Genomic DNA, 13,614 nt, shown 5'->3' with positions numbered 1-13,614 from the left:
GTGGACATGGCAGTACGAGCCGCCCGCGTCCCGCGGGCCTTTTTTTGGCCGCTTGCCGCGGCCGCAGGCAGGACCTCTCCCCCGTGAAACGCGATCCGCTTCCGCCTCCGCAGCCGGAAGGCGGCGCCATGCCGCTTGCAGGAGAAGTCGTCACTCGCATCCTGCGGGTGAGCCGGGCCCGCGTGGAAGGCTCGACGATGGAGCAGCTGTTCGCCGCCCGCCGGCGCGTCCAGGGCCCCTCGCGGGTGGCCGGCCTCTGCGGTGCGGTGCTGCACATCGCGGGCTGGTACGTGCTGTGGCAGGAAGGGCCCGAGGACGCGATCGAGGAGGCGTTGCGTACGTCGCTGCGCAAGGCGCGGCCGGACGTGCCGCGGCTGGTGCACCGTAGCGTCGGGCCTCGCACCCTGTCGGAGCCGCTGGCCGTCAGCACGACGCAGTGGATCGAATCGCCCGACGCGTTCGCTCGCCGCATCGACGCGGTCGCCGCGGCCGGCCTGGCCCCGCGCGAGACGTGGCGGGCGTTCGCCGAACCACCGACGCTGCCGGCGCCGCCCGAGGGCGCACCGGCCGGCAGCGTGGGCCTGCTCGCCTCGGTGGACGCGCGAGCCATCGAGACCGCACGCAACCTGGCCGGGCATTTCGAGCGGCCGCTGGTGTACCGCCGCTTCGCCGGCGCGGACCCGAAGACCACCGACGTGGGCATGGCGTACGTCGACCTCGCGGTCGGTGGCCGTTCGCTGCGCGTCCACGCCGCCGGCCGGCGCGTGTTCGGGCACCCGCTGGTGCAGTCCTCGATGGCGCGGCCCGGCCACGTCGCGCTGCTGGCCGGCAGCGGCGACCGCGCCGCATTGGACCTGGCGATCGGCATCTCCTCGTTCCTGGGGGCCGGCCCGCAGCAGCCGTGCGTCGACGTCGTGGGCGAGGTGCCGCTGGTGGCGGCCGGCCTGCGCGACGAAGTGCAGCGGCGCACGGGCGCGACGGCACGGGTGCACGAAGGCGCGTTCACCGACTCGCAGCTCGTCGCGTTGCTCCTCGGGCTGGTCCCCATGCAGGCCGGCTGAACCAGGCGGGCACAATGCCCGCATGGAGCAGGACGTGGTCGTCGCCGGCGGCGGCATCGGCGGGATCGCAGCGGCGATCGCGGTCCGCCGCGCCGGCCGTTCCGTGCAGGTGCTGGAGCAAGCCGCGGCCTTCGAGGAGATCGGCGCCGGCCTGCAGTTCGGCCCCAACGTCACCCGCATCGTGCAGCAGTGGCCCCAAGCCTGGAAGGACGTGCAGGCTGCAGCCGGCCGCCCCGGCGCGCTGCGCGTGCGCGACGCCGGCACGGGACGCGAACTCGGCCGGCTGCGATTGGGCGCGTCCTTCGCCGAGCGCCACGGCGCGCCTTACTTCACCATGCACCGCGCCGACGCGCACGCGGCGCTGCTCGCGCAGGCGCGCGCCGACGGCGCCGTGCTGCGTGCGGCCGAGCGCGTCGACGGCATGGTGCAGGCCGATGGCGGCGTGCGGGTGCGCACGGTCGCAGGGGACGAACTGCAAGCCGCTGCGCTGCTGGGCGCCGACGGCCTCTGGAGCCGCGTGCGCGACGCACTGCTCGGCGACGGCGCGCCGGCGTTCACGGGGCATCTCGCCTACCGTGCGCTGCTGCAGCAGGCCGACCTGCCGGCGGCGCTGCGCTCCCAGGACATCGGTGTGTGGCTCGCGCCGCGCATGCACGCGGTGGCATACCCCGTGCGCGCCGGCGAGGCGCTGAACCTCGTGTGCCTCATCGAAGGTCCGGCACCGGGCGACGCGAAGTCGTGGAACCACGAGGGGGTGACCGGCGCACTGCACGAATCGACGGCCGGCACGCACGCGTCCTTGCGTGGCCTGCTCGACGCGGCGACGCAGTGGCGGCTGTGGGCGCTGCACGCACGTGCGCCCGTGCGTTCCGCCGGCGAGATGGCGCGCGGCCGGGTCGCGCTGCTGGGCGATGCGGCGCATCCCATGCTGCCGTACCTTGCGCAAGGCGCCGGGATGGCGATCGAGGATGCCTGGACCTTGCAGCAGGCGCTGGCCGGGGGCGACGTCGAAGCGGCGCTGCAGCGGTATGCGACGGAACGCTGGCGGCGCTGCGCGCGCGTGCAGCAGCGGTCGCTGCGCAATGCGCGCATCTTCCACGCCGGTGGCCTGCTGCGCGTGGGGCGCGATGCCGCGATGCGTGTCGTGGGCGAACCGCTGCTGGACCTGCCCTGGCTGTACGGCGCGTGCTGAAGCGCGTTCAGAGATCGGTGCGCAGGCGCCAGATCTCCGGGAACAGCACCACGTCGAGCATCTTGCGCAGGTAGGGCACGCCGCCGGTGCCGCCGGTGCCGCGCTTGAAGCCGATCACGCGTTCCACCGTGGTCACGTGGCGGAAGCGCCAGAGGCGGAACGCGTCCTCCAGGTCGGTGAGTTCCTCGCCCAGCTGGTACAGGTCCCAGTAGCGGTCCGGGTCGCGGTACACCTGCAGCCAGGCCTGCTCCACCTGTGCGCTCTCCTCGTAGTGCTGCGTCCAGTCGCGCTGCGTGTGGCTGGCAGGAACTGGCAGGCCACGCCGCGCGAGCAGCCGCAGCGATTCGTCGTAGAGCGATGGCGCCTCGAACGCGGCGCGCACCTGCGCGTGCAGTTCGGCCCGGTGCTCGTGCGGCTTGAGCATCGCGGCGTTCTTGTTGCCCAGCGCGAACTCGATGCAGCGGTACTGCCAGCTCTGGAATCCGCTGGAACTCGCGAGGTAGGGCCGAATGGCGCTGTACTCGGCCGGCGTCATCGTCGCCAGCACGTCCCAGGCGTGCACCAGCTGTTCCATGATGCGCGAGACGCGCGCGAGCATCTTGAACGCGCTGCCCAACTGGTCGCTCGCGACGCACGCAATGGCCGCGCGCAGTTCGTGCAGCATCAGCTTCATCCACAGCTCGCTGGTCTGGTGCTGCACGATGAACAGCATCTCGTTGTGGTCGGGCGACAGCGGATGCTGCGCGTTCAGCACTTCGTCGAGATGCAGGTAGTCGCCGTACGTCATCGTGCTGCGGTAGTCCAGCTTCGCGCCTTCGGCGTGCACGATGTCCTCGGGGCGTGGGGTGGGGTCGCTCATTCAGGTCACCGCGTGGCGTTGCTGGAAGCGCGCCTGGCGCCACTCGTCCGACTCGAACACCTGCCGCAGGTGCTCCACCGCGTTCCAGGTGTCCTCGAAACCGACGTACAGCGGCGTGAAGCCGAAGCGCAGGATGTCCGGCGCGCGGAAATCGCCGATCACGCCGCGCGCGATGAGCGCCTGCATGATCGCGTACGCGCCTTCCTCACGAGCGAGGCACACCTGCGAGCCGCGGTCTGCGTGCTCGCGCGGCGTGACCAGCCGCAGGCCCGCATCGCCGCAGCGCTGTTCGACCAGGCCGATGAACAGGTCCGTCAGTGCCAGCGATTTCGCGCGCAGCGCCTGCATGCCGCCATGGGGCAGGCTGGCATCGAGCGCGTCGAGCCCGCAATCCAGGCCGACCATGCTGAGCACCGGCTGAGTGCCGCACAGGTAACGCGCGACGCCCGGTGCGGGCCGGTACTCGGGCGTGAACTCGAACGGCACCGCATGCCCCCACCAGCCGGCGAGCGGCTGCGAGAAGCGGTCGGCGTGCTTCGGATGCACCCACAGGAACGCCGGGCAGCCCGGGCCGCCATTGAGGTACTTGTAGCCACAGCCGATCGCGAAATCGGCCTGCGCCGCGTGCAGGTCGACCGGCACCGCGCCCGCGCTGTGCGCCAGGTCCCAGATCGCGAGTGCGCCGCCTTCGTGCGCGGCGCGCGTGAGCGCCGCCATGTCGTGCATGGCGCCGGTGCGGTAGTTGACGTGCGTGAGCAGCAGCACCGCGACGCGGTCGCCCAGCGCGGCGGGCAGTTCCTCCGCCTCCACAAGCCGCAGTTCGCAATCGCGTTCCGCGCACAGGGCCTGCGCGATGTAGAGATCGGTGGGGAAGTTGCTGCGTTCGCTGAGCACGACGCGGTGCCCGGGGCGGTCCTGCGCCGCGATCGACAACGCAGCGCTCAGCACCTTGTACAGGTTGGCCGACGTCGTGTCCGTCGCGACGACTTCGCCAGCTCGCGCGCCGATCCAACTGCCGATGCGATCGCCGACGCGCTGCGGCATCGCGAACCAGCCGGCGTCGTTCCACGAGCGGATCAGGCCCTGGCCCCACTCGTGCTCCACCGCCTTGGCGATGCGCGCCGCCGCAGCGCGCGGCAAGGGACCGAGCGAATTGCCGTCGAGATAGGTGACGCCGTCGGGCAGCACGAACAGGTCGCGCAGCGGGCGCAGCGGGTCGGCCGCGTCACGCGCGCGGCAGTCTTGCAGGGTGGTCATGGGGCTCGCAGCACCGCGCGCACCGGGGACGCGTCGGCGGTCATCAGCTTCAGGGGCAGGGCGATCAGCTCGTAGTCGCCTTCGGGCACGTCGTCGAGCACCAGGTTCTCCAGCACGCGCAGGCCGCGGCGGCGGATCACCTGGTGCGAGTCCAGCGTCTTGCTGTCCGCGGGATCGATGCTCGCGCTGTCGATCCCGACCAGGCGCACGCCGGCATCGGCGAGCCGCTCGATCGTTTCGGGCGCGAAGGCCGCGAGCGCGTCATCCCAGCGGTCGATCGGCATGCGCTCGTAGGTGCGCACGAGCACGCGCGGCGGCAAGTCGCGCACGGCGTGCGCGAGGTGCGCCCATGTCACCAGCGGCCCGCGCGCGATGGCGTGGATGACGCGACACGGTCCCAGATAGGGGGCGAGGTCGACACTGCCGATCGACGCGCCCAGCGGGTCGTAGTGCAGGGGCGCATCGGCATGCGCGCCGACGTGCGGCGACAGGGTCAGCGTGCTGACGTTGACCGGGCAGCCGGGGCCGATGGTGGCGGCCCATTGCTGCCGGTAGGGCGTGTCGCCGGGGAAGACCGGCGCTTGCGCGTGCACCGGCGGGGAAATGTCCCAGAGGCGTGGCATGGCGCGGAGTGTGGACCGGCTCGACGAGGCGTGGTGTCGGTTCGTTCCAACAGCACGCGCGAAATCAGCGGCGCGTCAAGCGTCGAGCGGCGGCAGACCATGTCGCGCACGCGCCCGCTCGCAGCCTTGGCTGCCCGGCTCGAGTTCGCGGCAGGGGTTGGGGCGCCACTCGTAGATGCCGCAGCTGGCGCGCTCGCCGACGCGGCCCTGGAACGCAGCGCAGCGCATCGGCACGTGGTCGGTGCCGCGCATGCGCATGGTCGCACCGGACACCTCGACGGCGAGCCCCGCCGGGACGGTGCCGCCCAGGTCCTCCATCTCGTGGACGGAGAAGTCGACGCGGTACGCGCAGCAGCAGGCGCCGCAGCTCATGCAAGCGTGGGAGGACGCTTCAGGCATCGTGTCGGCACCAGGCCTGGGGCGGCCGTTGGCAGGGTGCTGGATCGGCATCCAGCGTCACACGAAAGGACCCACGATGGAACTGCAGACCGCGCGCGCCATCCTCGACACGCTGGCGCAAGGCATCCACCCCGTCACCGGCGAAGTCATGCCCGAGGACAGCCCGTACAACGCACCGCCGGTGATCCGCGCCCTGTTCGCGGTGTCGCAGGCGCTGCAAGGCGCGCCCGCCGCGCCGCCCGCGCGCAAGCGCGAACGCGACCTGCCGCCCAACACCGGCAAGCCCTGGTCGGCCGACGACGACGAGGCGCTGCGCGCCGGGTTCGCCGCGGGCACGCCGACGAAGGACCTCGCGGCGGCGCTGGGCCGCACGCGCTGGGCCATCGAGTCGCGGCTGGTCAAGCTGGGAGAGATGACGCTTGGCGGCGCGCCGGCGGCGCTGGCCCGGCCCGCCCACTGACGCGACGGGGAGCCGCACCCGCTCCTAGCCCGTCACCTTGCCGAGCAGCAGGTACTCCATGAGTGCCTTCTGCACGTGCATGCGGTTCTCGGCCTCGTCCCACACGACGGATTGCGGGCCGTCGATCACCTCGGCGGCCACTTCCTCGCCACGGTGGGCGGGCAGGCAGTGCATGAACAGCGCGTCGGGCTTCGCGACCCGCATCATGTCCTCGTCGACGCACCAGTCGGCAAAGGCCTTGCGGCGTTCCTCGTTCTCGGCCTCGTAGCCCATGCTGGTCCACACGTCGGTGGTCACCAGGTCGGCGCCGCGGCAGGCGTCCATCGGGTCCTTGAACACCTTGTAGCTGTCGCGGCTGCGCACGCCGGCCACGTCCTGGTCGACTTCGTAGCCGCGCGGCGTGCTCAGGTGCACCTTGAACCCGAGCAGGTCGGCGGCCTGCAGCCAGGTGTTGGCCATGTTGTTGCCGTCGCCCACCCAGGCCACCACCTTGCCCGCGATCGAGCCGCGCTGCTCGATGAACGTAAAAATGTCGGCCAGGATCTGGCACGGGTGGAACTCGTTGGTCAGCCCGTTGATGACGGGCACCCGAGAATGCGCGGCGAAGCGCTCGATCTTGTCCTGGCCGAAGGTGCGGATCATCACCAGGTCGACCATGCGGCCGATCACCTTGGCGCTGTCCTCGATCGGCTCGGCGCGGCCCAGCTGGCTGTCGCCGGTGGTCAGGTGCACGACGCTGCCGCCCATCTGGTACATGCCGGCCTCGAAGCTCACGCGGGTGCGGGTCGAGGCCTTCTCGAAGATCATGGCCAGCGTGCGGTCGGCCAGCGGGTGGTACTTCTCGTACGCCTTGAACTTGCGCTTGATGATCGCCGCGCGCTCGAACAGCCAGGCGTACTCGCCGGCCGTGAGGTCGCTGAATTGCAGGTAGTGCCGGATCGCCATCGCCTCACTCCGCGAGCACGGCCTTCACCAGCGGCGCGAGCTTCGTGACCGTCTCGTCCACGTCGGCCTTGGTGAAGATCAGCGGCGGCAGCAGCCGCACGACGGTGTCCGCGGTCACCGACAGGAGCAGGCCCGCCTCGGCGGCGCGGTTCACCAGCACGCCGCAGGGGCGGTCGAGTTCCATGCCGAGCATCAGGCCCTGGCCGCGCACTTCCTTCACGCCGGGCAGCGAACCGAGTTCCTGCTCTAGCGACCGCTTCAGGTAGGCGCCGACGGTGGCGGCGTTCTCGAGCAGGCCGTCCTCTTCCATGATGCGGATCGTCTCGACGCCCGCGCGCATCGCGAGCGGATTGCCGCCGAAGGTGGTGCCGTGGTTGCCCGGCTGGAAGATGTTGGCGGCCTTCGGCCCCGCGACGACGGCGCCCACCGGCACGCCCGAACCCAGGCCCTTGGCGATCGGCATCACGTCCGGGCGGATGCCCGCCCACTGGTGCGCGAACCACTTGCCGGTGCGGCCCATGCCGCACTGCACCTCGTCGATCATCAGCAGCCAGCCGCGCTCGTCGCACAGCTGCCGCACCTGTTGCAGGTACTCGGCGCGCATCGGGTTGATGCCGCCTTCGCCCTGGATGGTCTCGAAGAACACGGCCACCACGTCCTGGTTGCCTTCGGTGGCGGACTTGAGGGCCCCGATGTCGTTCATCGGCACGCGGATGAACCCCGGAACCAGCGGGCCGAAGCCCTTCTGCACCTTCTCGTTGCCGGTGGCCGACAGCGTCGCGATGCTGCGGCCGTGGAAGGCCTTCTCGTACACCACGATCTGCGGGGCCTCGATGCCCTTGTCGTGGCCGTACTTGCGCGCCAGCTTGATGGCCGCCTCGTTGGCCTCCAGGCCCGTGCTGCAGAAGAAGGCGTTCGTCAGCCCGGACAGCTCGGACAGCTTGGCCGCCAGCTTCTCCTGGTTGGGCACGTGGTAGTAGTTGCTGGAGTGGATCAGCTTGGCGACCTGGTCCTGCAGCGCCGGCACCAGCTTCGGGTGGCCGTGGCCCAGCGTGTTCACCGCGATGCCGGCCAGCGCGTCCAGGTACTCCTTGCCGTTGACGTCCCACACGCGCGCCCCACGCCCGTGGGACAGGGCGATCGGCACCCGGCCGTAGGTGTTCATGGTGTGCGGCGAGGCGGCCTCGATGAATGCCATGCGTCGGTTCTCCTGGTGGCGTCGGCAATGAAAAACGGCTCAACGCGTGAGCCGTTGAGGCCCGATTCTAGGCACGTGCCGCGGCCCGGCTGGTTGCCGATTGCGCATCGCAGCGATGCCCCTGCGCGGCCGTGCGCGCCGGCCAGGCGGTCGGCCGTGAGTCTTCTATAAGAGTTAGAATTTCTGCTGCGTCGCAGCACGGGCGATCCCCGGCACCGGCGGCGCGCCAACCACCCGCGATGGCCACCTCTCCCCCCAAGCAGCTGCTGATCCAGGGCATCACCCGGGAAGGGCGCACCTTTCGCCCCAGCGACTGGGCGGAACGGCTGGCGGGCGTCATGAGCTCGTTTCGCCCCGGCGGCGCCGCTCCGGGCAGCCACCTGAGCTATTCGCCGTGGTGCATCCCGCGCATCATCGACGGCGTGAAGACGGTCGTCGTGCACTCCGACCTGCGGGCGCACGAGCCCATGGCCTGGGACTTCGTCATGAACTTCGCCAAGGACAACGACCTGGTGGTGAAGGAACACGAAGCAGGCTCGGCGCCCGCGTAGAAGGAATCCCGGCCAGCAAAGCAAAAAACCGCCCGAAGGCGGTTTTTTGCTTTGCTGGCAGCGCACCCGGTTCAAACGGCGGGCTTCAACGAAGCCCGGGCGGGTGCCTGAAGGGAATCAGGCGGCGGCTTGCGCCAGGGTCTTGACCTTGGCGGCGAGGCGGCTCTTGTCGCGAGACGCCTTGTTCTTGTGGAAGATGCCCTTGTCGGCGACGGAGTCGACGATCGCCTGGGCCTTGGCGAACAGTTCGGTGGCCTTGGCCTTGTCACCAGTGGCGACGGCCTTTTCCACGTTCTTGACGGCGGTGCGGTACTTCGAACGCAGCGAGGAGTTCGCGGCGTTGAGCTTGACGTCCTGGCGGGCGCGCTTGCGGCCCGACGCGAGGCGCGGGTTCTTCTTCTTGGGTTTGGCAGAGGCCATGTGAGTAATCCTTGGTGTCTGAGGATGTTGCCAGCAAAGCCCTCCATTGTACCCGCAAGCGGGGTCGGCCCCTGCTGACGAGCCTGGGGCAGGGCGCCGGGCGTCTCAGAGGGGCGACCAGCTGCGCGACCACTCGCCCGGGTTGGCGAGCACCCGCACGGCCTTGCCGTACACCTCGCGGGCGTCCAGGAAGCCCCAGACCCGCGAATCGGCCGAGTTGTCGCGGTTGTCGCCCAGCATCAGGTACTGCCCCGCCGGGACGGTGCAGGCCCAGGCCTGGCGCGACTCCACGCGGCAATGCGCCGGGTCGCCCTCCCAGGCCACCGGCTCCACGTGGGCGCCGGGCGCTCGCTCGGCCACCTTGATCGTGCGTTCGCGGCCGGCCGTTTCCTCGTGGACGAACAGCTGGCCACGGTCTTCCGGATGCCGCTCGGCGTCGCCATCCAGCTCGACCCGGAACGGCTCGCCGTTCACGCTGACGGCGCCCGCGCGGTAGCGCACCACGTCGCCCGGCAGGCCGACCAGCCGCTTGACGTACATCTGCGAGACATTGCCGGGGAAGCGGAACACCACGACGTCGCCGCGCTGCGGCTCGCCCAGCGGCAGCGCCGTGTTGGTGAACGGCAGGCGCGGACCGTAGGCCAGCTTGTTCACCAGCAGGAAGTCGCCCACGCGCAGCGTCGGCTCCATCGAGCCGCTCGGCACGCGCTGCCAGTCGGCCAGCGCGACGCGGCCGGCAAGCACCAGGCCCACGACGACGAACGCCTCGGCACCCCACGTCACCCAGAACGGCTTGCGTCCATCGGGCCGTGCGCGTCCGCGATGGCGCCGCGCGAGCAGCCAGCACACGCCGGTGATCGCGGCGAGGACCGAGAGGAATTCGAGGATGCCGAAGCCGATGGTCTGCATGGGCGGGGAAAGGGGAGCGGGGCACTATAAACTCGGCGCGCCGCGTGCCCCCATGAGCCTGTTCAAAGCCGCTTCGACCGTCTCGCTCCTCACGCTGGCGTCCCGCATCACGGGCCTGCTCCGCGACCTCCTGATGGCGGCCCTGTTCGGCGCGACGGCGCTCACCGACGCCTTCTACGTCGCGTTCCGCATCCCCAACCTGTTCCGCCGCATCTTCGGCGAGGGCGCTTTCAGCCAGGCCTTCGTGCCGGTGCTGGCCGCCACGCGCGAGAAGCATGGCGAGGCGGGCGCGAAGGCGATGGTGGACCACGTCAGCACCATCCTGCTGTGGACGCTGGTCGTGCTGTGCATCGTGGGCGTCGTCGGCGCGCCGCTGCTGGTGGCGGCGCTGGCCAGCGGGTTGCGGCAGACGCCGCACGCGTACGACGCGGCCGTCGTGATGACCCGCTGGATGTTCCCGTACATCGGCTTCATGTCGCTGGTGGCGTTGGCGGGCGGCATCCTCAACACCTGGAAGAAGTTCGCGGTGCCCGCCTTCGCACCGGTGCTGCTGAACGTGGCGCTGATCACGTCGATGCTGGTGCTGGTGCCGCTGTTCCGGCAGTGGGGCATCGAGCCGATCTACTCGCAGTGCGTCGGCGTGATGGTGGGCGGCGTGCTGCAGTTGGCCATCCAGATTCCCGCGTTGCGCTCCATCGGGCAGTGGCCACGGCTCGGCGCTTCGGTGGCCGCTTTGCGTGCCGCGTGGCGCGACGAGGGCACGCGGCAGGTGCTGCGGCTGATGCTGCCGGCGCTGCTCGGCGTCAGCGTCGCGCAGATCTCGCTGCTGATCAACACGCAGATCGCGTCCTGGCTGCAGCCGGGCAGCGTCAGCTGGCTCAATGCGGCCGACCGCCTGATGGAGTTCCCCACCGCGCTGCTCGGCGTCGCGCTGGGCGTCGTCCTGATGCCGCAGCTGGCGTCGGCGCGCGCGGCCGGCGACACGAAGCGCTATGGCGACCTGCTCGACTGGGGCCTGCGGCTGGTCGTGCTGCTGGCGGTGCCGTCCTCGGCCGCGCTGCTGGTGTTCGCGCAGCCGCTGGTGGCGACGCTGTTCCACTACGGTGCCTTCCAGGACCGCGACGTCGTGCAGGTGGCGTTCGCGCTCGGCGGCTACGGCACGGGCCTGCTCGGCCTGGTCGCGATCAAGGTGCTCGCCCCGGGCTACTACGCCAGCCACGACATGAAGACGCCGATGCGCATCGCGATCGTCGCGCTGGTCGCGACACAGGTGCTCAACGTGCTCCTGGTGCCGCGCCTGCAGCATGCGGGGCTCGCGCTGTCGATCGGCCTGGGTGCGCTGCTCAACGCGGGCTGGCTGCTGTTGGGCTTGCGCCGCCGCGGCAGCTGGACGCCGGCACCGGGCTGGCCGCGCTTCCTGCTGCAGGTGGTCGCTGCCACCGCGCTGCTCGCCGCATTCCTCGCGTGGACCGCGACGCGCTTCGACTGGCTCGCCATGCGCGCAGAAGCGCCGATGCGTGTCGGGCTGCTGGCCGCGCTGCTGGTGGCCAGCGCGCTGATCTACTTCGGCGCGCTCACGGCCGCGGGCCTGCGGCTGAGGCAGTTTGTCACGCGCTGATCGCGCCGCCCGCGGCTTGCCTTGACGGTGCCGGGCCGCTCCATTACAACGGCCCACATGGCCCTGCACTTCGACGTCCCCACGCCCCTGGAATATTTCCGGGCGCTGGTGCACGACGACGACCATTTCCCGCTGCTCGAAGCAGCGGCCAGCATCGCGCAGGACGAATACCCGGACCTCGACGTGCAGCAGGTGCTGGGCGACGTCGACCAGCTGCTCGCGCGCCTGAAGCGCCGCCTGCCGGCCGACGCGCCGCCGCTGCAGCGCCTGCGCGCGCTGAACCAGTTCTTCTTCCGCGACCTCTCGTTCGGCGGCAACGTCAACGACTACTGCGACCCGGACAACAGCCACCTGAACGTGGTGCTGCGCACCCGCCGCGGCATCCAGATCTCGCTGGCCGTGCTGTGGATCGAGCTGGCGCAGGGCCTGGGCCTGCACGCGCGCGGCGTGTGCTTCCCGGGCCACTTCATGATCAAGGTGAACCTGCCCAAGGGGCAGGTGGTCATCGACCCGTTCACCGGCCAGTCGCTCTCGCGCGAGGAACTCACCGAGCGCCTGGAGCCGTACCGCCGCCGCAGCGGGCTGGTCGAGGACTTCGAGGTGCCCCTGGGCCTGTACCTGCAGGCGGCGCCGCCGCGGGACATCATCGCCCGCATGCTGCGCAACCTGAAGGAGATCCACCGCGCGCAGGAGGACTGGCAGCGGCTCATCGCCGTGCAGGACCGCCTGCTGGTCCTGCTGCCCGACGCCTGGGCCGAGTACCGCGACCGGGGCCTGGCCCATGCCGAGCAGGGCCACATGGGCCTGGCGGTGCGCGACCTGGAAACCTACCTGCTCCACGCGCAGGACTCGCTCGACATCGACGCCATCGCCGACCGCGTGGCCGACATCCGCCGGGCGCAGAACAGCAACTAGGAGCCCGCTGCCGCGCAGGCTCCTAGCCCGCTCTGCGCGGGCGCGGCGCGGCGGCGCTGCAGTGACCGGCGATAATTTCGCCCCATGACTTCCAACGCAGCGGGCGCAGGCACCATCAGCTACGAGCAGGCGGGGGTCAACTACGACCTGATCGACCCGCTCAAGGTGGCCGCCCAGCGCGCGGCCGCCGCCACCGCCGGCCACCTGGCCGGCCACGGCTTCACCGAGGTGAAAGCCTCGCGCGGCGAGTCCGCTTACGTGGTCGACGTCGGCCCGTTCTACCTGGCCTCGATCGTCGAATGCCTCGGCTCCAAGGCGCTGGTCGCCGACGAGATGGGCAAGCTCACCGGCCGCAGCTACTACGCCGGCATCGCGCAGGACACGATCGCCATGGCGGTCAACGACCTGATCACCGTCGGCGCGACGCCGCTGGTGGTGCAGGCGTACTGGGCGGCCGGCGGCTCCGACTGGTTCGGCGACGCGCAGCGCGCGCAGGCGCTGGTCGAAGGCTGGAAGAAGGCCTGCGACACCTGCGGCGTGGCCTGGGGCGGTGGCGAGACGCCGGCGCTGGCCGGCATCGTCGAAGGCGGCCGCATCGACCTCGCGGCTTCGTGCACCGGGATCATCCAGCCCAAGGAGCGGCTTTCCGTCGGCGACCGCCTCGGGGCCGGCGACGCCATCGTGCTGCTGGCATCCAGCGGCATCCACGCCAACGGCCTGAGCCTCGCGCGCAAGCTGGTCGAGCGCCTGCCCCAGGGCTACATGACGCCGCTGGCCGATGGCTCCCTGTACGGCGAAGCGTTGCTCGCGCCGACGGTGCTCTACTCGCCCGTGACGGAGGCGCTCGAACGCGCCGGCGTTCGGCCGCACTACTGCGCCAACGTCACCGGGCACGGCTGGCGCAAGCTGCTGCGCCATCCCGCCCAGCTCACCTACCGCATCGACGCGCTGCCGCGCGTGCCGGAGGTGCTGCGTTTCATCCAGCAGCACGCGCAGCAGGACGACCGCGAGGCGTACAGCACCCTGAACATGGGCGCGGGCTTCGCGCTGTTCGTCGACGCGGCCGACGGGCAGAAGTGCGTGGACGTCGCGCGCGGCCTGGGCATCGAAGCCGTGGTCGCCGGCCGCGTGGAAGCAGGTCCCAAGCAGCTCCTCATCGAGCCGCTGGGCATCCGTTTCGGCGACGACGACCTGCAGCTGCGCTGAA

General features: G+C 70.9%; 15 protein-coding genes. 7 read left to right on the top strand and 8 right to left on the bottom strand.

Translation table 11 applies throughout. The features are described from left to right. The first annotated feature begins 128 nt into the window (after positions 1 to 128). Positions 129 to 1,061 (top strand): hypothetical protein, encoded by a 933-nt coding sequence (locus I8E28_RS16775; RefSeq protein ID WP_200789259.1) that lies wholly within the window; start codon positions 129 to 131, stop codon positions 1,059 to 1,061. Between the two features lie 22 nt (positions 1,062 to 1,083). Then, positions 1,084 to 2,253, top strand: a complete 1,170-nt coding sequence (locus tag I8E28_RS16770) for an FAD-dependent monooxygenase (RefSeq protein ID WP_200789258.1) — start codon at positions 1,084 to 1,086, stop codon at positions 2,251 to 2,253. A 7-nt stretch (positions 2,254 to 2,260) separates the two neighbouring features. Here I8E28_RS16770 and kynA read toward each other — a convergent pair whose 3' ends face one another. From kynA to I8E28_RS16750, 4 genes are all read right to left on the bottom strand, one after another. Continuing rightward, complete coding sequence (gene kynA, locus I8E28_RS16765) at positions 2,261 to 3,112, bottom strand: tryptophan 2,3-dioxygenase (RefSeq protein WP_200789257.1); 852 nt, start codon at positions 3,110 to 3,112, stop codon at positions 2,261 to 2,263. Then, positions 3,113 to 4,369 carry a kynureninase gene (gene kynU, locus I8E28_RS16760; RefSeq protein ID WP_200789256.1) on the bottom strand — a complete coding sequence of 419 codons (1,257 nt, stop codon included), beginning with the start codon at positions 4,367 to 4,369 and terminating at the stop codon, positions 3,113 to 3,115. Further along, positions 4,366 to 4,992, bottom strand: a complete 627-nt coding sequence (gene kynB, locus I8E28_RS16755; protein WP_200789255.1) for an arylformamidase — start codon at positions 4,990 to 4,992, stop codon at positions 4,366 to 4,368. The genes kynU and kynB overlap by 4 nt, the downstream gene beginning before the upstream one ends. Positions 4,993 to 5,067: 75 nt before the next feature. Beyond that, positions 5,068 to 5,364 (bottom strand): YkgJ family cysteine cluster protein, encoded by a 297-nt coding sequence (locus I8E28_RS16750; RefSeq protein WP_239027261.1) that lies wholly within the window; start codon positions 5,362 to 5,364, stop codon positions 5,068 to 5,070. Positions 5,365 to 5,467: 103 nt separating this feature from the next. On the opposite strand from I8E28_RS16750, the gene I8E28_RS16745 reads away from it, so the two are divergent. Then, positions 5,468 to 5,851, top strand: a complete 384-nt coding sequence (locus I8E28_RS16745; RefSeq protein ID WP_200789253.1) for a hypothetical protein — start codon at positions 5,468 to 5,470, stop codon at positions 5,849 to 5,851. Positions 5,852 to 5,875: 24 nt separating this feature from the next. Here I8E28_RS16745 and argF read toward each other — a convergent pair whose 3' ends face one another. Together argF and I8E28_RS16735 are read right to left on the bottom strand one after the other, a co-directional pair. Beyond that, positions 5,876 to 6,796, bottom strand: a complete 921-nt coding sequence (gene argF, locus I8E28_RS16740) for an ornithine carbamoyltransferase (protein WP_200789252.1) — start codon at positions 6,794 to 6,796, stop codon at positions 5,876 to 5,878. A gap of 4 nt (positions 6,797 to 6,800) precedes the next feature. Then, a complete protein-coding gene (locus I8E28_RS16735) occupies positions 6,801 to 7,994 on the bottom strand; it encodes an aspartate aminotransferase family protein (RefSeq protein ID WP_200789251.1) in 1,194 nt (397 codons plus the stop codon). Between the two features lie 239 nt (positions 7,995 to 8,233). Between I8E28_RS16735 and I8E28_RS16730 the strand changes: the two genes are divergently transcribed. Beyond that, a complete protein-coding gene (locus tag I8E28_RS16730; protein ID WP_200789250.1) occupies positions 8,234 to 8,545 on the top strand; it encodes a DUF3579 domain-containing protein in 312 nt (103 codons plus the stop codon). A gap of 117 nt (positions 8,546 to 8,662) precedes the next feature. On the opposite strand, the gene rpsT is transcribed toward I8E28_RS16730, so the two are convergent. Both rpsT and lepB read right to left on the bottom strand, forming a co-directional pair. Continuing rightward, positions 8,663 to 8,965, bottom strand: coding sequence for a 30S ribosomal protein S20 (rpsT, locus tag I8E28_RS16725; RefSeq protein ID WP_200789249.1), 303 nt, complete (start codon positions 8,963 to 8,965; stop codon positions 8,663 to 8,665). A 105-nt stretch (positions 8,966 to 9,070) separates the two neighbouring features. After that, positions 9,071 to 9,874 carry a signal peptidase I gene (gene lepB, locus I8E28_RS16720; RefSeq protein WP_200789248.1) on the bottom strand — a complete coding sequence of 268 codons (804 nt, stop codon included), beginning with the start codon at positions 9,872 to 9,874 and terminating at the stop codon, positions 9,071 to 9,073. 52 nt (positions 9,875 to 9,926) lie between these two features. Between lepB and murJ the strand changes: the two genes are divergently transcribed. The 3 genes from murJ (at position 9,927) to I8E28_RS16705 (ending at position 13,613) form a co-directional block, all read left to right on the top strand. Then, positions 9,927 to 11,492: a murein biosynthesis integral membrane protein MurJ gene (murJ, locus tag I8E28_RS16715; protein ID WP_200789247.1), complete on the top strand. Its 1,566-nt coding sequence runs from the start codon at positions 9,927 to 9,929 to the stop codon at positions 11,490 to 11,492. A 57-nt stretch (positions 11,493 to 11,549) separates the two neighbouring features. Then, positions 11,550 to 12,407, top strand: a complete 858-nt coding sequence (locus I8E28_RS16710) for a SirB1 family protein (RefSeq protein ID WP_200789246.1) — start codon at positions 11,550 to 11,552, stop codon at positions 12,405 to 12,407. Between the two features lie 84 nt (positions 12,408 to 12,491). Continuing rightward, complete coding sequence (locus I8E28_RS16705; protein WP_200789245.1) at positions 12,492 to 13,613, top strand: AIR synthase-related protein; 1,122 nt, start codon at positions 12,492 to 12,494, stop codon at positions 13,611 to 13,613. Position 13,614 lies beyond the last annotated feature (1 nt).

The sequence above is a fragment of the Ramlibacter algicola genome (genome assembly GCF_016641735.1).
GTDB classification, from domain to species: domain Bacteria; phylum Pseudomonadota; class Gammaproteobacteria; order Burkholderiales; family Burkholderiaceae_C; genus Ramlibacter; species Ramlibacter algicola.
The sequence above is the reverse complement of the archived record's forward strand: the minus strand, read 5'-3'. Positions and strand labels throughout refer to the sequence as shown.

Excerpts from the sequence above, each read along its gene's own strand:
- kynU (WP_200789256.1), bottom strand. The coding sequence starts at position 4,369 with ATGACCACCCTGCAAGACTGCCGCGCGCGTGACGCGGCCGACCCGCTG.
- lepB (WP_200789248.1), bottom strand. The coding sequence starts at position 9,874 with ATGCAGACCATCGGCTTCGGCATCCTCGAATTCCTCTCGGTCCTCGCC.
- argF (WP_200789252.1), bottom strand. The coding sequence starts at position 6,796 with ATGGCGATCCGGCACTACCTGCAATTCAGCGACCTCACGGCCGGCGAG.
- I8E28_RS16735 (WP_200789251.1), bottom strand. The coding sequence starts at position 7,994 with ATGGCATTCATCGAGGCCGCCTCGCCGCACACCATGAACACCTACGGC.
- murJ (WP_200789247.1), top strand. The coding sequence starts at position 9,927 with ATGAGCCTGTTCAAAGCCGCTTCGACCGTCTCGCTCCTCACGCTGGCG.
- rpsT (WP_200789249.1), bottom strand. The coding sequence starts at position 8,965 with ATGGCCTCTGCCAAACCCAAGAAGAAGAACCCGCGCCTCGCGTCGGGC.
- I8E28_RS16775 (WP_200789259.1), top strand. The coding sequence starts at position 129 with ATGCCGCTTGCAGGAGAAGTCGTCACTCGCATCCTGCGGGTGAGCCGG.
- I8E28_RS16730 (WP_200789250.1), top strand. The coding sequence starts at position 8,234 with ATGGCCACCTCTCCCCCCAAGCAGCTGCTGATCCAGGGCATCACCCGG.
- I8E28_RS16710 (WP_200789246.1), top strand. The coding sequence starts at position 11,550 with ATGGCCCTGCACTTCGACGTCCCCACGCCCCTGGAATATTTCCGGGCG.
- I8E28_RS16750 (WP_239027261.1), bottom strand. The coding sequence starts at position 5,364 with ATGAGCTGCGGCGCCTGCTGCTGCGCGTACCGCGTCGACTTCTCCGTC.
- kynA (WP_200789257.1), bottom strand. The coding sequence starts at position 3,112 with ATGAGCGACCCCACCCCACGCCCCGAGGACATCGTGCACGCCGAAGGC.
- kynB (WP_200789255.1), bottom strand. The coding sequence starts at position 4,992 with ATGCCACGCCTCTGGGACATTTCCCCGCCGGTGCACGCGCAAGCGCCG.
- I8E28_RS16705 (WP_200789245.1), top strand. The coding sequence starts at position 12,492 with ATGACTTCCAACGCAGCGGGCGCAGGCACCATCAGCTACGAGCAGGCG.
- I8E28_RS16770 (WP_200789258.1), top strand. The coding sequence starts at position 1,084 with ATGGAGCAGGACGTGGTCGTCGCCGGCGGCGGCATCGGCGGGATCGCA.
- I8E28_RS16745 (WP_200789253.1), top strand. The coding sequence starts at position 5,468 with ATGGAACTGCAGACCGCGCGCGCCATCCTCGACACGCTGGCGCAAGGC.